16 protein-coding genes are annotated in these 19,528 nt (G+C 49.1%); 9 read left to right on the top strand and 7 right to left on the bottom strand.

The window, feature by feature from the left end:
- Positions 1 to 69: 69 nt before the first annotated feature.
- The 4 genes from galU to ACYVD4_RS09500 all read right to left on the bottom strand — a co-directional run bounded on the left by galU (position 70) and on the right by ACYVD4_RS09500 (position 3,174).
- A complete protein-coding gene (gene galU / locus ACYVD4_RS09515; RefSeq protein WP_460944845.1) occupies positions 70 to 939 on the bottom strand; it encodes a UTP--glucose-1-phosphate uridylyltransferase GalU in 870 nt (289 codons plus the stop codon).
- A 105-nt stretch (positions 940 to 1,044) separates the two neighbouring features.
- Complete coding sequence (locus tag ACYVD4_RS09510) at positions 1,045 to 2,040, bottom strand: mevalonate kinase family protein (RefSeq protein ID WP_460946198.1); 996 nt, start codon at positions 2,038 to 2,040, stop codon at positions 1,045 to 1,047.
- 160 nt (positions 2,041 to 2,200) lie between these two features.
- Complete coding sequence (locus tag ACYVD4_RS09505; protein ID WP_460944843.1) at positions 2,201 to 2,671, bottom strand: hypothetical protein; 471 nt, start codon at positions 2,669 to 2,671, stop codon at positions 2,201 to 2,203.
- Between the two features lie 116 nt (positions 2,672 to 2,787).
- A complete protein-coding gene (locus ACYVD4_RS09500) occupies positions 2,788 to 3,174 on the bottom strand; it encodes a helix-turn-helix domain-containing protein (RefSeq protein WP_460944841.1) in 387 nt (128 codons plus the stop codon).
- Between the two features lie 281 nt (positions 3,175 to 3,455).
- Between ACYVD4_RS09500 and ACYVD4_RS09495 the strand changes: the two genes are divergently transcribed.
- From ACYVD4_RS09495 to ACYVD4_RS09485, 3 genes are all read left to right on the top strand, one after another.
- Positions 3,456 to 4,094, top strand: a complete 639-nt coding sequence (locus ACYVD4_RS09495; RefSeq protein WP_460944838.1) for a hypothetical protein — start codon at positions 3,456 to 3,458, stop codon at positions 4,092 to 4,094.
- A gap of 85 nt (positions 4,095 to 4,179) precedes the next feature.
- The gene (locus tag ACYVD4_RS09490) at positions 4,180 to 4,977 is read left to right on the top strand and encodes a PD-(D/E)XK nuclease-like domain-containing protein (protein WP_460944836.1); all 798 of its coding nucleotides are present in this window, start codon (positions 4,180 to 4,182) and stop codon (positions 4,975 to 4,977) included.
- 88 nt (positions 4,978 to 5,065) lie between these two features.
- A complete protein-coding gene (locus ACYVD4_RS09485; RefSeq protein ID WP_460944834.1) occupies positions 5,066 to 5,413 on the top strand; it encodes a hypothetical protein in 348 nt (115 codons plus the stop codon).
- Between the two features lie 84 nt (positions 5,414 to 5,497).
- On the opposite strand, the gene ACYVD4_RS09480 is transcribed toward ACYVD4_RS09485, so the two are convergent.
- Positions 5,498 to 6,754 carry a peroxiredoxin family protein gene (locus ACYVD4_RS09480; protein ID WP_460944832.1) on the bottom strand — a complete coding sequence of 419 codons (1,257 nt, stop codon included), beginning with the start codon at positions 6,752 to 6,754 and terminating at the stop codon, positions 5,498 to 5,500.
- A gap of 163 nt (positions 6,755 to 6,917) precedes the next feature.
- Here ACYVD4_RS09480 and rsmH point away from each other — a divergent pair, with 163 nt between their 5' ends.
- Positions 6,918 to 7,823, top strand: a complete 906-nt coding sequence (rsmH, locus tag ACYVD4_RS09475; protein WP_460944830.1) for a 16S rRNA (cytosine(1402)-N(4))-methyltransferase RsmH — start codon at positions 6,918 to 6,920, stop codon at positions 7,821 to 7,823.
- A 153-nt stretch (positions 7,824 to 7,976) separates the two neighbouring features.
- Here rsmH and ACYVD4_RS09470 read toward each other — a convergent pair whose 3' ends face one another.
- Positions 7,977 to 9,329: a PrsW family glutamic-type intramembrane protease gene (locus ACYVD4_RS09470; RefSeq protein WP_460944828.1), complete on the bottom strand. Its 1,353-nt coding sequence runs from the start codon at positions 9,327 to 9,329 to the stop codon at positions 7,977 to 7,979.
- 224 nt (positions 9,330 to 9,553) lie between these two features.
- On the opposite strand from ACYVD4_RS09470, the gene ACYVD4_RS09465 reads away from it, so the two are divergent.
- The 4 genes from ACYVD4_RS09465 to ACYVD4_RS09450 all read left to right on the top strand — a co-directional run bounded on the left by ACYVD4_RS09465 (position 9,554) and on the right by ACYVD4_RS09450 (position 14,076).
- Positions 9,554 to 11,095 carry a YifB family Mg chelatase-like AAA ATPase gene (locus ACYVD4_RS09465; protein ID WP_460944826.1) on the top strand — a complete coding sequence of 514 codons (1,542 nt, stop codon included), beginning with the start codon at positions 9,554 to 9,556 and terminating at the stop codon, positions 11,093 to 11,095.
- A 195-nt stretch (positions 11,096 to 11,290) separates the two neighbouring features.
- The gene (locus ACYVD4_RS09460; RefSeq protein ID WP_460944824.1) at positions 11,291 to 11,989 is read left to right on the top strand and encodes an RNA ligase family protein; all 699 of its coding nucleotides are present in this window, start codon (positions 11,291 to 11,293) and stop codon (positions 11,987 to 11,989) included.
- Positions 11,947 to 13,098 carry an AAA family ATPase gene (locus ACYVD4_RS09455; RefSeq protein ID WP_460944822.1) on the top strand — a complete coding sequence of 384 codons (1,152 nt, stop codon included), beginning with the start codon at positions 11,947 to 11,949 and terminating at the stop codon, positions 13,096 to 13,098. Before ACYVD4_RS09460 ends, ACYVD4_RS09455 begins: the two co-directional genes overlap by 43 nt.
- A 69-nt stretch (positions 13,099 to 13,167) precedes the next feature.
- Positions 13,168 to 14,076 (top strand): Nif3-like dinuclear metal center hexameric protein, encoded by a 909-nt coding sequence (locus tag ACYVD4_RS09450; RefSeq protein ID WP_460944820.1) that lies wholly within the window; start codon positions 13,168 to 13,170, stop codon positions 14,074 to 14,076.
- A 136-nt stretch (positions 14,077 to 14,212) separates the two neighbouring features.
- On the opposite strand, the gene ACYVD4_RS09445 is transcribed toward ACYVD4_RS09450, so the two are convergent.
- Complete coding sequence (locus ACYVD4_RS09445; protein ID WP_460944818.1) at positions 14,213 to 17,746, bottom strand: ThuA domain-containing protein; 3,534 nt, start codon at positions 17,744 to 17,746, stop codon at positions 14,213 to 14,215.
- Between the two features lie 300 nt (positions 17,747 to 18,046).
- Here ACYVD4_RS09445 and ACYVD4_RS09440 point away from each other — a divergent pair, with 300 nt between their 5' ends.
- Positions 18,047 to 19,477, top strand: a complete 1,431-nt coding sequence (locus ACYVD4_RS09440) for a glycoside hydrolase family 125 protein (RefSeq protein ID WP_460944816.1) — start codon at positions 18,047 to 18,049, stop codon at positions 19,475 to 19,477.
- Positions 19,478 to 19,528 lie beyond the last annotated feature (51 nt).

Genomic DNA, 19,528 nt, shown 5'->3' with positions numbered 1-19,528 from the left:
ATAAACCGCAGAAAGGCCGAAGAAGCAGTCTCCCCTGCATTCTTCGGCCTTTCTTTTATACGTCGAATCTTATTTGCCTTCCTTCAGAATTTCTTCCAGAAATACCCGGAATTTGTCAGCAAACTCAGGGCGTTTGAGCGCGAATTCGACGGTTGTTTTCAGGAAATCCAGCTTGTTGCCGATGTCGTGGCGCTTTCCTTCGATGCGGTGTGCGTACAGGTTTTCGCGCTTGAGCAGCAACAGCATCGCATCGGTAAGCTGAATCTCATTGTTTTTGCCAACGGGCGTTTGTTCAAGCATCGAGAAGATGTCGGGAGTTAGTATATAACGCCCGGCAATAGCCAGATTCGACGGGGCTTCACTGATAGACGGTTTCTCAACCAGCGTATCCAGTAATAAAATACGGTCGCTCAGCGATTGGCCGCCAACAATACCGTAGCGATTTACTTTATCGTGAGGCACCTCTTCTACCGCAATGACTGAACAGCCGTACTGATCGTGCGTATCAATCAGTTGCTGGGTTACCGGAATTACGGCGTCCATAATGGTATCGCCTAGAAGAACAGCAAACGGCTCATTGCCAACGTGATGGCGAGCGTAGCGAATAGCATCACCCAACCCGTTCAGTTCGCGCTGACGAACGTAGTGCAGATTGGCCATATCAGACAGCCGACGCATTTCGTCCAGTAAAAGCTGGTCTTCTTTCTCCTCCAGACGGGTTTCAAGCTCGTAGTTCCGGTCGAAGTGATCTTCGATGGCACGCTTTCCTTTACCCGTGATAATTAAAATATCTTCGATACCCGAATCAACAGCTTCCTGTACTACGTATTGAATCGTTGGCCGATCAATAATCGGCAGCATTTCTTTAGGTTGGGCCTTTGTGGCGGGCAAAAACCGGGTTCCAAGTCCGGCGGCAGGGATGATGGCTTTTTTAATCATGATTAAAGAGCGAAAGAGCGAAAGAATGAACGAGCGAAGCCTACCGGCTGGTTTTACTGAATGCGTCAGCTATTCACTCATTCGCTCATTCACTCTTTCGCTAATTTATACTACGTATGGCTTTATAACGCGGGCGTTTATTTTTCGAAGTTCGACGAAGAGTCGGTTCAGCATGGCGTCATCGCGGTAGATGCCGATAATAGAGCCACCTGAGCCGGTGAATGAAGCTGATGCTCCACAGGCGCGGGCCGCTTCGATAAGGCTGCGGTTACGTTCGCTGATAGTAAATATCTGAGACCGCAAATCGAAATTGCGATTTACGAGTTCGTTTAAAAGAGAAATATCCTGCTGCTGAATGGCTTCCTGACCCTGTCGTGCTACGTCGGCAATGGCGCTCATCGTGTCAACAACCAGTGGTTCGCCCTGAAGCCAGCGCGCCCGAACATCGCTATGCACCCGCCCCGACTGCTTTCCAAGTTCGGTATTGTAAGCGATATAAAGTTTTGGCAACAAACGCGGGTCAATAGGTTCATAATCGCCATGCCCCTGTTTGTCCATAATGGCTCGGTCGAAATTCATGTACACACAGCCTTCGTAACACTGAATTACCCGATCCTGCAAGCCAGCCGTGATACCCAACTCTTCGGTTTCGGTTGCCAGTACCAGATTAGGTAAAATGGCTTGCGGTATCTCAACGTTATAAAACTGCATTAACGCCCGGAACGTAGCAACAATGATGGCACTAGAGCCAGACAAGCCGACCTGACGCGGAATCGAGGTTCGGTAACGTATCGAAAAGTTTTGATTAGGTAACCGAATATGCTCGGCTTCACAGTATTCGGCAAACTTCTTAATAGCAGCTTTCAGAAGCGGCACCCCGCCATGATAGCCGAGAGTACTAACAGAGTCGCGCAGGTGGTACAAACTCCGGAACATGTTTGTATCCTGCGCCTGAGGTTCGACATTCAGCTCTGGCGATGGATACAACGTAATGGACGCCCCAAAGTTGCGGACAGAGATAGCAATGGTTTTACCAAAAAATCCGTCAGACGGGTTACCGAGCAGGCCCGCCCGAGCATAGGCACGAGTTTCGATGAGCACAATACATAGGCAGTGATAATCTGCCGGATTAACTGAAATAAAAGGCAAGTTTACAAAAGAAATAGCAGGAAGAAATACGGAAGATTATTCTCCGGGCAAATAAAAAGCGGTCGGGTTATTTGCCCGACCGCTTTTCCGATTCTATAAAACATGCCTGCACTTACTTAGGGCTTTCCTTGTCTTTGCCTTCATAACCCACGTTGTGCGGGTCATAGCCCTCATTGGGGTTATCACCTTCTTCAAGATACGTAGCGTCGGCGCGGTGCAGAAGTGCATCATCTGAAGGATTTTCCGCTACTTCTTTTAGCTTGGAAGCCGCTTCATCGCTCATCAGTTGCCCTTTCGGCACGTCAGAAATTGCATCAGCGTCAACATCCCACTGCTGGGTTCCGCCTAAACTTGCACCGTGTGGTTCGCCGACACGTCCTTTGTCTTTATTTGCCTCGCGCGATTCGTAGGTCATGTCCCGATTTTCGGTTTCCATGTCCATACCTGAAGTGCCACCAGCGAATGAATTGTTACCAACTCCGCCTGATTCACGACCAAAGTCGGTATCACCGTGCTGGTTAGGGTCTTTTGAATAAAATTCAGGATCTACTTTATCTGGATCGAATGGTGATGTAGTTGCCATAACGTTTGGAGTTTTTCAGTCTATAACTCAAAACGGATATGGGTTGTTTTTAGAAAAAGGCCTCACATTCAGAAACAACCAGCGGTCTTCACTGAATAAATCTCAGCAATTGCGATTCATTTGCTACGTTTTTCTTCCCTACCGTTTTGCCAATCCTTTAATTCGGCCAGTAGCTGGTCGTTTGTAGCCTGAAGCACAGCCATCCGCTCGTTAAGCTGAAAGAGCAGGTATTCAACATTTCGTAGCCGCTCTTCCGACGTGATGGCGGCCGACGGAGAGTCCAGAATCTTGAACATTAACCCTTCGCCACGTAGCAGCCAGTCGGCATTCACCTGCGGATAAGCGATCAGAATTTTTTCGATGGTATCGTACCTTGGCTTCAGCCGTCCGTGTAGAATATGATACACTTTTTCGCCCCTATGCTCGCCCAATTTCCGGGCAAATTCAAGCACACTAACGTCAAGCGCGTCAATTAATTCCTGAAGTCGATGATGAATGGTCATGGCGAAAAAAAATTTGCAAAGGTTGCTGCAAAAATTTGCAGGAATTGCAAAAATAGTGGAAGGCTGTCTGACGGGTGCCAAAACTAGCTGTTATACAGGCTTTACACCTTGATCACACCTAAATTACACAAATATGAGTAAAAATAGAGCTACAAACTTAGAAAATGGGCTTGTTTTTTACACGAATTTGTGTAATTTTAAGTCAGTAAACACAACCCTGTAAAAAGGCAAAAGGGACCGCAACATGGGCCCCCTGCTTGAACAGTAAACAACAAATACTAATGAACACACAAAACAAAAACCAACTTTCGACAATTCAAAGCGATGATGCGCTTAAACCTTATCAAAAGATTCACGAATTGACCGGAGAAGTCGTCAATAAGTACAAATATTTGGAAGGTCACCCCCGTCAATACCGGTTCGATGCGAAAGAAGGCGTGTTCAACATCAACGGAACCGAGAAGCTTGGTCGCACCCTCACCTTTCAGCCAATTGCCTGGCGCATCTTCACGGATAACATACTGAACATGGGCACCAAAAACTGGGCGGAAATCTTTTTTATCGATGACAAAAACTGTGTGTCGGCAATTCTGTTCCACGGCTATTCGGTCGATAATATTTTCCGGCTCATCGAACCGCTTTATTACGACGATCAGACGCTATCTGACGTAGTGATGACGGCTGTTGCGGAGAAAAAAGAAAACACGAAGGTGCAGCCCAAAGGTGTGTATTACATTGCTACGTTCTCGTATAAAATTGGAGATGTGGAGAAAACCGTAGAGCTTAAGCAGTTTGCGCAGGATGTAAAAATATTTCGGCAGGAAACGCTCACCGATATTGCCAACATCAAAACGGCCATGAACTACTACAATCCGTTTGCTCATGCCATAGAAGATCCTGAACTGTTACCAGCAGGCTAAACACTGAATTTCAGATAGGTACGTAACGCATCGCTGCTACGTTGGCGATGCGTTACGTTGTTTCATATAAAAAAATCGTTTTGTTATGCTAACTGCACCCGTCTATACAAAATCAATTCAGCCACTGCTCACCCTTGGCGATGAATACCGGGCTTTACCGCGTGTATCGAATTCTGACCTGACCCGCCTAAAAGAAGAACATCTGGGTTACTGGTCAGTGCCATCAGCACGGTTTATTGCCGAAAAAACAAAAGTGTTTGGCCGTGCTTTTCACCAGCATCTGCTTGAGCCTGAGTCGGTAGGTGCTGTAATTCAGCAACTTCTGCCCGATATGATCGATACCTCAGACCAGATTGGCCCTGATGGGCTGGCTCCGGAACAGGCTGAGAAGCTTCAGACGTTAATGCGCACCATTCGGCAGGATGCCTTCTGCAAGCGTTATCTTCGGTTGTCGGAGCGGGAACGTATCGTTTTGTCAACCGATTCTGCTACGGGTGTTCCCTGCAAAGCGCGCCTTGATATGGTCTATACCAGCCCGAAACGTCGGAACGCGCTGATCATTGACGTAAAAACAACATCGGCCCGAACCCAGGCTCAGTTTCTGGAGTCGTGTTATACCTACGACTATGATCGTCAGGCCGCTTTTTATATCGACAGTTTGCAGAATGCCGACAATCAGGAATGGGAATCGACCCGTCAGTTTCGGTTTGTGTTTATTGGCATTATGAAACAACGACCGCATCGGCTGTTTGCCGTCGATGCTACGTCGATTCCGGGCTTTATTGACTACGGACGGAAGAAGTATCGTTTCTGGCTCCGTAAATGGCGTGAAGAGCAGGAAAATGCCCTTAATACGGCACCTGCGTGGAGTATGAGTGCGTAATGACAGCAAAGGGCTGAGCGTTTTGGGCAAAGGGTAGAGTTTACCCCGCGCCCTCTGCCCTTTGCTTAACTTTTAAAACAACAATGTTATGAACGCTTCAATTATCACCCTCACCCCCACTCCCCTTCATTTTGACTGGGGCACCGACGGTCTGGTACTGTGGATTGAGGAATTAGATGGCATTGACAATCTGGCGGATCAACTGCCGGAAGTATTGAACAGAATCGGTTTTGCCATCGAACTACAAACGGGCTGGGATCATCGGACCGACGGCGCTACGTTGCACCCGATGTACGGCTATCGAATTCTGCTACGTGACGCATCGGGTCGCTGGAATGCTATCCGAACCGACGAAAACGGCCAACTCACCGAGCTGATCCCGCTCGAAGAAATGGATTATGAATTGGCCTACGAGAAAGTAATGTGGCTGGAGTAATTAATGAAAAATGGATAATGTAGAATGAATAATGACGAATTGTAGCTCCATTATTCATTCTACATTATCCATTTTTCATTAACATTATTTCTCTGCCAGCATCTTATCAACCAGTCGGTTAAATTCATCGACGTACTGCTCGTAATATTTACCCGTGCCGGGGCCGGAGAAGCCTGTGTGTATATGGCGAACCAGACCTTTTTTATCAATGAAAATTGTCGTGGGGAAGGCCACGACCGCATTCAGATCGGGTAATGCTTTTGACGCTTGCACTTTGTCGTTTGTACCCGCCAACGTAACAGGGTAGTCGATTTTAAAGCGCTGTTTCATCCGGTCAATTTTTGGTCCCGACACCGCCATATCAGCCGACCGCTCAAAAGCTAGTCCTAGAATTTCAACCCCTCGCGGCTTATTCTTTTTGTACCATGGACTCAGGAAATTAGTTTCGTCCATACAGTTCGGGCACCAGCTTCCCAGAATCTGCACAATCGTTACCTTTCCTTTAAATCGCGAATCTGTAAGCGCCACTACGTTACCATTCGGCTCTGGAAATGAGGCCGTCAACGTTTTGGAGCCGGGTTTCAGATAGGTCAGTTTTGCCGGATCGGGCAGTTCGGCGGTTGGCTCAAAACGAGCCGCCCACGGTTCATAACCAGCAATACCGGCCCACAGCCCACCAACCAGCGTTTTTGTGGCAGCGTTATGTTTCGCTTTGAACAAATAAATGTGCGAACCATCGAAGCAGGACAGAAACAGGCTGTCGCCCACTACGTTCCCGTCGAGGTATCGATAGTCGCCGGTTGGTGTCAGGAACGTACCGGATAACAGATTGCCTTTCTGTTCGAAAACGCCAACCGCATTTACGGTATCCACTTTTCCGGTTTTGCTTCCAAAATCGGTGGCCCACTTGCCTGTTACGTTGATAGCTGTTGGTTTCTGGTCGTCAGTGAACCGATATGTCTGACCAAATTTTGCTTCAAACGGCAGCGTTTGCGACGATTGCGCAACTCGTTTTCTCCGAAATACACCCCGGAGCGTATTACCCTCTATCTTTGCAACCAACTCCGACTCAAACAATGCCATTGGAATCCGAAGCGAGTCGCCCTGAATGGTAGCTACGTCCATCGGAAGGCGTTCTTTTCCGTTCAAAACAAACACGGTATAGGATTTTGCATCGCCCGTGGCGGGTTGAATGTCAAGGCCGAAAGGAAGGTCACCACCCGGTGTTTTCAGAACGGCCCGATACGTACCGGGCTTGACTGTAGCCGATGTTGACTGGCAGGACGAAACCGTTGGCCATATCAGCAACGGAAAGGCAATCAGAGGAAGGAGTTTTTTCATAGTTCGATTCACAATGCAGGCTGTATTTTTAATGGATAATGAAAAATGAAGAGTGAACTAGTTAATAGCAAACTTGATGCAGGATTGTCCGGCATTTTGCATTATTCATTATCCATTCATATTCTGTTCAATTTAACGACCATAAAAGCTGGTTAGTTTCTGAATGAGCGATTACCACGAACCCGTTTTATTACAAGCCTGTATCGATGGGCTAAATCTACAACCCGGCGGTATTTACGTCGACGTTACGTTTGGTGGTGGCGGACATACTCGCACCATTCTCAACCAGTTAGAAGACGGGCGCGTGTTTGGCTTCGATCAGGATGCCGATGCCAAAGCCAATGCACAGGCTATCGGTGATTCGCGGCTGACATTTGTGGCGGCTAACTTCCGAAACATTAAACGGTATCTGCGTTTGTACAAAGCCGAGCAGGTCGACGGAATTCTGGCCGATCTGGGCATTTCATCGCACCAGATCGATACGCCCGAACGTGGATTTTCGACCCGCTTCGACGCCGATCTCGATATGCGCATGAACCAGAACGCCGATCGAACCGCACGACAGATTGTCAATGAATATCCTGAAAGCGAACTCCACCGGATTCTGGGCATGTATGGCGAAATTACCAACGCTCGAACCGCAGCCGCTGCGCTTGTGTCGGCTCGTTCGAATCGGCCAATTAAAACCGTTAACGAGTTAAAAGCAGCTTTGCAACGACAGGCACCGCGTGGCAAGGAAAACAAATACTTCGCGCAGGTTTTTCAGGCACTACGTATCGAAGTAAACGAAGAATTGCAGGTGCTGGAAGAATTTCTGGAGCAGGTTCCCGACATCCTGAAACCCGGCGGCCGACTGGTGGTCATGTCGTATCATTCGCTCGAAGATCGGCTGGTGAAAAATTTCATCAACAAAGGCAAATTTCAGGGCGAGGTCGAGAAAGATTTGTTTGGTAACGATCTGAAACCGCTACGTTCCGTTACGCGCAAACCGATTGAAGCTACGCCCGACGAAATTGCCCGAAATCCACGCGCCCGAAGCGCCAAGCTACGTATCGCCGAGAAAATATAGTTGTTTACCTCTACAGGGTAAGCCTAAAAACCCCTAAATCCCCTGAAGGGGACTTTGTTTGAGTGCGAGCAAAGTCCCCTTCAGGGGATTTAGGGGTTTTTAAGCTGCAAAAAATTAGTTTTCAGCATCTTCGCGTCTTCGGCTTTAAACGTTTTACTCAGTCGGCGCGGGTTGCAGAACGGCTTGCTGTGCATTTTTTATCTGTTTCAGGCCGCTTTGAATGGTACCCAAGGCCATAATCCAGACAATGATGCCCAATACCAGTTGCTTCGTCGGAATGAACAGAATGTAAGGGATAATTGGGAAAGCAAATGGCGCATTCCAAATCATGTGAAGCAACACAACGGCGATAAACGTCCGTAGAAAACGCTGGTCTTTGAGCATATCCCAGTCGAATGGTTTCTCGCCTTTTACGCGCCAGATGGCAGCTGCCGTAATAGCCGTCCAGGCAACGTGACTGAACGGAGCCAGAACTCCCCGTAAGAAAATATTGCTGACCGCCTGTCCGAATCCGCCCTGCAACAACACCATAAACGCATACCCCGACGACTCAAACGCGGCAAAACCTGTTCCGACGGCGGCTCCAAACAGGAGCCCGTTAAGAATCCAGTGGTATTGATTTTTATTTCGCATCAGGGCCAGCACTGCCAGCAGTTTACCCGACTCTTCGACAATACCTGCGCTCGATGCACCCAGAAACGTACTCAAAAAGGCCGTGTTGCTGAAGAAAAACAGCGAAATAAACAGCGAGACCATGCCACCCAAAAACAGCAGTTTTATTGTCTGGTATAACGATACGTTCTGCGGTGCATTCATTTCCCAGAAAAAAATCAGACTGGCAAACGGCACTGCAAACGAACCGACAAAGAGAAGCCCCGGAATCAGCAGTTTGTTATCGAACTGCACAACAGCAACAAACAGAGCAACAAAGAGCAATAATGCGCTGCCGCCAAAGCGTAAAAAGAGCCAGGGTTGCGGCCAGTTCGACGCAATAGTACCCACAACGGGTGTAGTCTGCCGAGTACCCACCGTAAACGCATTTTCGATGTCTTCGTCCGTACGTTTTTCGCCGGCTTTACCGAAAATGGTTTTCAGACTAAAATCACTGTCTAACGTATCGACACCGGTGAGCGTTGAAATCCGGTTGACATGATTCGAAAAATCGATGTTGGCAAATGGGCTTGGCCCCGACGAATTATCTCTGGCAATAACGCGCCAGTGCGAAGTACCGATACGTAAATCAGCCGCTGGGTTCAGCTCGCCCGTTGTTACGTCTCGTCCGTTTAACGTAACGGTTTGACCGTCGATTGTCTGAAAATAAACACTACGTCCGTCGAATAAAATGGACAGATGCTGGTCGGCGGTTTGCGCATCCGCCAGTGGTACGTTGGCTTGCGGATTTCGGCCGAGAATCAGCCGCGTGTCAGGAAGCAGGATAGCCGTTCGACCTTCGTCGGGACCGCTAATGCACTCAAATACAGGCTGTCGATTCAGAAAAGAGGTCATTGTAGAGCAACGTTTTATTTTCCGCCTAAAATAGAAACAGAACCTATAGCATAATCAAGTTTAATTAGCGTATAGCCCACAAGTGGACTATATCAATCAATAAGACGACAAAAAGAATTACAACTTGTATATTTGACAAATAGCTACTAATAATTGCCCTCTTGATATAACCTCGTTCTTCTTACATAGTTTTACTCCTGATTTCTATTATTCGTACCTAGTTTATGTTAGCCAAAACCTTTGGGGCTGCCGTATATGGCGTAAATGCCAGTATTATTACCATTGAAGTTGCTGTGGCACAAGGACTTCATTTTCATATGGTTGGTTTGCCCGATAGTGCCGTGAAAGAAAGTGAACAACGGGTAGAAGCATCGCTCAAATTCTTTGGCTACCGAATGCCCCGTCAGAAAGTGGTTGTCAATCTGGCTCCAGCCGATATTCGGAAAGAAGGTTCGGCCTATGATTTACCGATTGCACTCTGTGTATTACAGGCTTCCGAACAAATCTCGACGCAACGCAATCTGGGTGACTACGTTATCATGGGCGAGCTGGCCCTCGACGGTACGTTACGTCCCATAAAAGGGGTGTTGCCTATTGCTATTGAAGCACGTAAACAAGGCTACAAAGGCTTTGTTCTGCCAACCGAAAATGCACAGGAAGCAGCCATTGTGAATAATCTGGATGTAATTGGTGTGACCAACATGCAGGATGCCATTGAGTTTTTCGAAGGCAAAAAAGAGATCGTACCGTTGGTGAGCGACACGCGCGATTTGTTTATGACGCAGATCAACGCTTACGAGGCCGATTTTTCGCATGTGCAGGGGCAGGAAAACATTAAACGAGCAATGGAAATTGCAGCGGCTGGTGGTCACAACGTAATCATGATTGGACCGCCGGGAGCAGGTAAAACGATGCTCGCCAAGCGATTACCGAGCATTTTGCCGCCACTCACTTTGCAGGAAGCGCTCGAAACCACAAAAATTCATTCGGTAGCGGGGAAACTGGGCACCAAAGCCAATCTGATGGCAACCCGACCGTATCGCGCACCACACCACACCATTTCCGATGCGGCTCTGGTTGGTGGAGGCAGTTTTCCGCAACCGGGCGAGATTTCATTAGCACACAATGGCGTATTGTTTCTGGATGAGTTGCCCGAATTTAAACGGTCGGCGCTGGAGGTGATGCGGCAACCGCTCGAAGATCGGAAAGTAAGCATTTCGCGTGCCAAATGGGCGGTCGAATTTCCAGCCAGTTTTATGCTCATCGCCAGCATGAATCCTTGCCCCTGTGGTTACTACAATCATCCTGAAAAAGAATGCGTCTGCGGACCGGGGGTTGTTCAGAAATACCTCGCCAAAATCAGTGGCCCGTTACTCGATCGTATTGATTTACACGTAGAAGTAACACCCGTTTCATTCGATCAAATGACCTCGAATCGGCCTTCGGAATCAAGCGAAGTGATTCGCGAACGGGTTATTCGAGCGCGGGAAGTCCAAACCGCACGCTTCGCCGATCAGCCGGGTATTTATAGCAACGCCATGATGCCCTCACAGATGGTGAAAGAAGTTTGTGCTATCAATGATGCCGGAAAAGCCCTGCTCAAAACGGCAATGGTACGGCTTGGACTGTCGGCAAGGGCCTACGACCGGATTCTGAAAGTGGCCCGAACCATCGCCGATTTAGCCGCCAGCGACGAGATTAAAATCGAACATATAGCCGAAGCTATTCAATACCGTAGCCTCGACCGCGAAAACTGGGCGGGTTAATAAAGGGCTGAGAAATTCCCTGATTTAAAATTAGCTGAACACCAGTCGTTTTACTAATTTTGCCACCGTGCAAATTCACAAACCGCACGCAAATTCGTTTGAAAAGCCATGTAATACGTATCGACACCGCTCATTTCTGAAGAGACTTCTCCCCGAAGTCCTTGTGTCTATAGTATTACCTATTATTTCTGAAAAATGGCTTTATCAACCAAATATGGGCGAACGTACCATTACCCGTTTTCGCCCGGAACGACCAGCGACGACCGGATCAATCATGACTTTGCATCGGATTTACTACGTATCAACGTACTGATTCATACCGAAAAACTAGACGGCGAAAACAACTGCCTGAGTCGCAATGGCGTTTTTGCTCGCTCACACGTAGCACCCACTACGTCGCCCTGGACCAGCACCATTCGGCAACGGTGGGAGCAAATTCGGCATGATCTGGGCAATCTGGAAATCTTCGGCGAAAATCTTTTTGCCATTCATTCCATCCGTTACGAACGACTCGAAGATCATTTCTTTGTCTTTGCCATACGGGAGCATGACGTCTGGTTATCGTGGGAGGAAACACAGTTTTATGCCCACCTGCTCGACTTCCCAACCGTACCCGAATTGGGAAAGACAACCACTACGTTGTCAGCAACCGCTATTGAAGCTGCGGTCTGTTCGTTTGTCGATCAACCCGGTCGATTTGGCTCGGTCGATGCGGTCACAGGCGCACCCTGCACGATGGAAGGCGTGGTTTCGCGCGATGCGGATTCATATACGGTGGATGAGTTTACGCACCGGGTTTTTAAATATGTACGCAAAGGGCACGTCCAGACAAATGAGCATTGGACACGTACATGGAAACGCGCTCCGTTGGCGCGGGAAAGGAGGGCCGTATGAACTGGCAACTAACCGACCGCACAGACTGGCCTAGCCTACTACGTCAGTTCGATTTTGTCCGCGATATGGTTGGCGTTCCGCAAGACCCTGTTCACCATGCCGAAGGCGACGTAGCAACGCACACCCGCATGGTGCTGGAGTCGCTCATTTCTTTACCGGGTTTTCAGGCTTTGTCGGCCAGTGAACAGTCTATTCTATGGGCGGCTGCGCTTTTGCACGATGTTGAAAAACGCTCGACTACTGTACTGGAAGATGACGGACGTATTACATCGAAAGGGCATGCCAAGAAGGGAGAACGTACCGCCCGGCTGCTGTTATACGACACCATACCGACACCGTTTTTCGAGCGTGAAGCGGTGGCTAAACTCGTGCGTCACCACGGGTTGCCGCTTTGGATTTTTGAAAAAGAAAATCCTCGTCAAACCTTGCTGAAGACCAGTCTCGACGTAAATACGGCCTGGCTGGCGTTGTTGGCCCGCGCCGACGTTTTGGGCCGTATCTGCGCCGATCAGGCTGAGTTACTATACCGGATCGATTTGTTCGAGGAGTTGTGTCGCGAGCAGGACTGTTTCGGCAAACCGTATCCATGTGCATCGAATCTGACCCGTTTTCAGTATTTCCGGCGCGACGACGTAGCACCCGATTTCCCCTTATTCGATGACACGAAAACAACCGTAGTCTTGCTGAGTGGTTTACCGGGTGTAGGCAAGGATTTTCATATTCTGGCGAACTACCGCGACTGGCCGGTTGTCAGTCTGGACGGCTTCCGGCGCCAACTCGGTATTGACCCAACAGACAGAAGAGGTACCAGTCGGGTGGTGCAGATGGCGAAAGAACAGGCACGGTCGTATTTGCGCAGTCAGCAGCCGTTTGTCTGGAATGCGACCAACATCACGCAAAATCTGCGCGCTCAACTGATCGACTTATTCGTGACGTATCGGGCGTGGGTAAAGGTGGTTTATGTGGAGGTTCCAAACGGTATTCGCGCCGAACGGAATGCCAACCGGAAATACCCCGTTCCCGAACCGGCTGTTAGTCGAATGCTCGAAAAACTGGATGTACCAGCCCTTTGGGAAGCCCATGAAGTAGTGTTCGCCGTCGATCAATAACGTTTGTTTACCGGACTATAGTAACTCGTAAAATTTACGTAGTATAGTCCGGTAAATCCCAAAATAACCATGACTACCCTCCCCGGAAGACGAAAGTTCTTAACCACCGCTACAAAGGCGGTTGGTACGTCGATGCTTCTCAATGTTCCGTTTCTGAATCAGGCAACCTTATTTGCAGCCAGTCAACCACCTATGACTGTCGGGCAGGTAATGGGTCTGATTCTGAAATCGATACCAAATGCGCCTTTTCCGAAAACGGTCGATACGTTGAAATCGGGAACGGAGTCGCAGCAGGTTACGGGTATCGTATCGAGTATGTTTGCCACAGTGGAAGTGATCGAAAAAACCATTGCTGCCGGAGCAAACTTTATTATTGTTCATGAGCCAACGTTCTACAATCACCTCGACGAAACGGAGTGGCTGGCCAAAGATTCAGTTTTCCAGAAAAAGCAGGAATTACTGGCGAAACACAACATTGCGGTCTGGCGCTTTCATGATTACTGGCACTCCCACCGACCCGATGGGATTCAGAAAGGAATGCTAACAACGTTGGGCTGGGAAAAATATGCGGATGAGAAGGATGCACATATCCTCACCGTGCCTACCACTACGTTGGCGCAGCTTGTTTCACACCTCAAAGCCAAACTGGGTATCACACAGGTACGTATCGTTGGCGATATGAAACAGAGCTGTCAACGAGTATTACTATTGCCGGGTGCACCGGGCGGGCGAAATCAGATTATGGCTATCGAGCGTATTAAACCCGATGTGGTTTTGTGTGGTGAAATCAGCGAATGGGAAACCCCCGAATACGTTCGTGATGCGCGTAAGCAGGGTCAGAAGTTATCGCTGGTGGTGTTGGGGCACATTATGAGCGAAGCCGGTGGAATGGAGTGGCTGGTTTCGTGGCTGAAACCTCAATTGCCGGGCATCAACGTAGCGTATATTCCGTCGGGCAATCCGTTTCAGTATGAGTAAAGCTCTCGTCTACTATCTATTTTGTCCCTGTGGCGTCAGATGCTTTCATCTGACGTAATGAGGTTTCTCAAAACCGAATGGTCTTCATTCGGTTTTGAGAAACATATCCGACAGCCGGAGCCTGTCGGAGCCTTCCTTATTCATTAAACCGGATACTATTCAACTGGATGATGCCGTCGTTGGGTTTATTGCGTTTGATAACCACTACGTATACATCGTGCTTGCCGGTAATGGGTTTGTCGAACTGGCCCGTTACTTCGTTCGTCGTTTTCCAGTCACCAGTGGCTTTATAGGCTATTCGGCTGACAACGGGAGCGGCATAGGAATCAAGCCGGACTTCAATTTCGCCGTCTTTGCTCATCGATGAATAGTCATACGTCAGCGATTTGATGTTAGTTAGGTCAACGTCTTTAATCAATACGTAGGCTTTGTGACTACCCGCGTTCAGGCGAGGGCCGAAACGGGGAAAACCTACGTAGGCGTCGGCATTGATGGTTTTTATTGTAGCGTTACGTAGTGTTACTACGTCCATTCCTGTCAATGGCCCCGCATTTTTAGCACCATTATCGGTATAAGATGCCACGAGTGTATACTGGCCACGCGCTTCTTCAGCTTTGTGTTCGTTCAGAGCCAGTGAACCTTGCAGCGGCACCGATTTCTGCTTGCGCGCATCGGTCAGCGAGAAGATGTATTTCACCATTTCCTGCGCGTCTGGCACTGGAATTTGCGGGTGCGCACTCATCAAATGGTCTTTACTCCAGACACCACCCCCGCCTTCGATGATCTTCCGGGCCAGGCGCTCCACCGTGCCGGGCTGACCTTTATACCGATTCGCTACGGCCAGAAACGTTGGCCCTACAGATGGCTTGTCGATGGTGTGACAGGCTTTACAGTCGCTGCTGGCAATCAGATTTTTACCCAGTGAGCCATTCCCAATCATCGCTACGTCCTGGTGCCCCTGCTGGGGAGACGTAGTGGGCGTTGCACCCGGCTGTGCGCTGTATTCATAAACGACTTTAATCCGTTTTGGGTCAATTTTTTTATCTTCCTTATCGGTCACTTTTACCGCATACGTAAATTGTTTATTGGGCCAGTAAAACGATTTATTACCTGTTGAGGTGATCGCTACGTCGGGTTTGGCGTTTCCTACTTTCACCTGAATGGTATCCATGCCAACCAGCCCGGTTTTGTCGGTCACTTTCAGAATGGCGTTATAAACACCCGGTTGTGTGTAGGTATACGTAGCATTGGGTTTTGTTGAACCAACCGTTTTGCCATCGAACAGCCACTGATACGTTATCTCGTCATCGTCTAAATCCGTACCGCGACCGCCGAACTGAACCCGTAGCGGAGCCTGACCAACAGCTTCGTGAATAACGGGTGCGTTACGTCCGTCGGAAGTCAGATAAGCGCGGGAATTACGTAGCGCCGTTGCTGCCGAATCGATAACCTGCGCCCGTGCCACCGGAGCGCGATTGCCCGTATTATATTCAATTTTCACCAGCCGAGCGTCGTCGTTATCGGCACCATACACGGAACCGTATTCGAGCATATACATCACGCCATCTTTGCTAAAGGCCAGATCGATAGGTCGCCGGAAATCGCCATTGGCGGCCATAAATGGCTCATTACGTATGTAATTGTCGTTTTTGTCGACCCGAACCGCCATGACCCAGTTACGCATCCAGTCGAAGATGAACAGTGCGCCGTCGAAGTATTCCGGAAATTTGGTTTTCGAAGGGGAGTTTTTGTCAAAGCTGTAAAATTCGCCAGCCATCGCGCTACGTCCGCCCTGACCTAACTCCATAAATTCTTTCGAAGCCGCATACGGATACCAGATCATCGCCGAATTAGTTGGCGGCAAATGCTGAAGCCCACTGCTTTTGGGTGAATCATTGACCGGATCTTTCGGATCGAAACGTTGTCCAATTACTTTGGTAGCGAAGTCGTTAGCGGCATACGGCTGACTGTTGCCAATGAAAAGCGGCCAGCCGAAATTTCCGGCTTTCTTCGCCTGATTAAACTCATCATAACCACGCGGCCCCAACGTACTGTCTTTCCCCGCATCAGGGCCAATTTCACCCCAATACAACACCGACGATTTCGAATTAAGCGCAATACGATACGGATTCCGCAAGCCCATCGTGTAAATTTCGGGAAGCGTCTGCGCCGTGCCTTTCGGGAAAAGATTACCATCAGGAATAGTATACGTACCATCAGCCTGAGGGCGGATACGTAGTATTTTCCCCCGCAAATCGTTCGTATTGGCGGCTGTAGCGCGCGCATCGGCCGCTAATTGATCCGAACGTGCATCGATGGGCGCATAACCGTTCGAGGGAAACGGGTTCGTATGATCGCCGGTCGAGAGATACAGATTTCCTTCTTTATCGAACGCTAATGAACCGCCGTGGTGCGAACCGGGCGCGTCGATACTTGGTACTTTTAGAATGATTTTTTCAGACGCTACGTCGAGCGTGTTATCGTCTTTTATAACGAAGCGCGACAGGTTATAGAAAGGGTCTTTTTCGAACTGAGGGGAGTAATAAATATAGAGCCAGTGGTTGGTAGCAAAGTTGGGATCGAGTGTAATCCCCTGAACGCCATGCCCTACTTTGGTCGGTACGTCGAACCGATGCACGAGACTGGTTTTATTGCTACGTGTGTCGTAGACCGATAAGTTACCGCTACGTTCGGTGAAGAAAACACGACCATCGTTGGCGACGGCTACCTCCATGGGTTCGTTCAGATCGTTGACCAGCACCGTTTTCACAAAGCGATTTTCTTCGGGCATTACTACCGCATACGATTTGGTATAATCCAGCGCTTTACCATCGCCCATCACCCATTTCAGGCCACCCAGCATATGCTTCACAAACAGCGGTTCGGTGAAACTTTCGTCGGTATGACCGCCACCCGTATAAAACGAACGACCGCCATCGAACTCATGATACCAAGCAATCGGGTGATTGCTGCCGTTGGTGCCGCCATCGTATGTATTCTCGTCCAGATTAGCCAGTACCGTCAGGCCCGAATAGAGTGAGCGGTAATTGTACCATTCGTCGGTACGTTCCCAATGGTCGGGCAAGTGTTCGGTTGAGATGTGTTTTTTGTTTGTTACATCGACCATTGCTTTGCGCACGTTGGGCTGGCTGGGGTGACTGGAGAAATAACCGCCGACAAGTTTGTTATACCAGGGCCAGTCGTATTCGGTATCGGCAGCCGCATGAATGCCCATATAACCGCCACCCGCCTGAATATATCGCTCAAAAGCAGCCTGTTGCGTCTGATTCAATACGTTGCCTGTGGTACTCAAAAACACAACAGCCTGATAATGTTTCAAACTATCATCGTTGAAATAATCGGCATTTTTGGACGTATCGACACGGATGCTATTTTCCTGTCCAATTTTTTGAAGGGCCGCAATCCCGGCCGGAATCGACGTGTGTTTCCATCCTTTCGTTTTCGAAAAAACGAGAATGCGGGCGGGCATTGCGGGTTTTGACGGAGCAGTTGCTGCTACCGACGTAGTAGAAGCCAAATCGGTTGTTGATGCCATCGACGTCTGCGTGACGGTTTTCGGCGAACTTGCACAGGCGTACAAACCTGCCACAAACCCAACGGCAAGCAACGAACGAAGGTTTATCTTAAAAGAGTTTGGTAAGTCAAACATGCGTAAATAAAGAGGTTGTCGGTCAGTAGAAAGCGCCCACACATGCACTACGTTACGTGCATTTCAGCCGTGAGTTAATAAGCGCATTTCAGCCGTAAACTACCCGCTACATCTTCGCAGGAACGATAACCTAAGACCGTTACGTGGTTGCAAAATCAGGGCTTTTTCACGTACTTCCGACCTATTTTTAACCAGTATGACAGCGGTTAGCAACGTAACACGCTCGCTACCAAACACTGTCAGGAATTAGAAAATGAATCCCAGCATGACACCGTTGTTCTGGGTTCTACCCGACTCTCTATGAATCGCCGTTATTTTATCCGCCAGTCTACTGCTGCCAGTGCAGGTCTTTTACTCGCCAATACGCCTTCCTGGGCGATAGCATCTTCCAGTTTTCCAGTTGTTCGTACACCCGTTGGCAAACGTAACTTTGTTAGTGCAGCCGTTGACCAGACCATCGAACGAATGCACAAAACCATTCGTGATCCCGAACTGGCATGGCTCTTCGAAAACTGTTTCCCGAATACCCTCGACACTACGGTTCAGTTCACCGACGGCGGCAAACCCGATACGTTTGTGATTACCGGTGATATCGATGCCATGTGGCTTCGGGATAGCACGGCGCAGGTTTGGCCGTATTTGCCACTCATTAAGCAGGATCAGAAACTCCGACAGCTCATTGAAGGTGTCATTCGCAGGCAGGCGCTTTGTATTCGTCGCGATCCTTATGCCAACGCTTTCTACGCCGATGCCACGAAAGAGGGTGAATGGAAAAAAGACGTAACCGATATGAAACCCGGCCTGCACGAGCGGAAATGGGAACTGGATTCGGTTTGCTACCCAATCCGGCTGGCGTATCATTACTGGAAAACGACCGGCGACAAAGCTCCATTCGACGCCGATTGGCTCGAAGCCATGAAACTGTCGCTGAAAACCTGCCGGGAACAACAACGGAAAACGAACCGGGGGCCATACCGATTCAGCCGTAGTACGTCGTGGTCGACCGATACGGTTCCGGGAGATGGGTACAGCAATCCGGTAAAACCAATCGGGCTAATTGTCAGTACGTTTCGACCCTCGGATGATGCTACGATATTTCCGTTCTACGTACCGTCGAACTGGTTTGCGGTTGTGTCGTTCCGGCAACTGGCTACTATGGTCGAGCAATTCTATCCGAAGGAAACCGCTTTTGCAAAAGACTGTCGGGCACTGTCGGATGAGGTAGAAAATGCACTGAAAAAATACGCGGTATACACGCACCCGACCCATGGAAAAATGTATGCGCTGGAAGTGGATGGATACGGTAATCACCTGCTTCAGGACGACGCCAACGTACCAAATTTGCTGGCTCTCCCTTATTTAGGAGCTTGTTCTCTCACCGACCCAATTTATCGGAATACCCGCAAATTTATCCTCAGTGCCGATAACCCGTATTTTTTCAAAGGGAAAGCCGCCGAAGGTATTGGCAGTCCGCATACGCTCGTGAACAACATTTGGCCAATGAGCCTGATTATGCGGGCACTCACATCGACCAGCGACGATGAAATTCTGGCCCAGTTGCGTCAATTGAAGAAAACCCATGCCGATACCGGTTTCATGCACGAGTCGTTCGATAAGGATGATCCGACGAAATTTACGCGCAAGTGGTTTGCCTGGGCCAATACGTTATTCGGTGAACTGATGCTGAAAGTAGCCGCCGAACGGCCGCATTTGCTCGGGAAAGTGGTGTAGGACATTTATCGAGGCTGGCCGACGCTCGGTTGGGGGTGGTAAACTTCTGAC

Source organism: Spirosoma daeguense (assembly GCF_054776875.1).
The sequence above is the reverse complement of the archived record's forward strand: the minus strand, read 5'-3'. Positions and strand labels throughout refer to the sequence as shown.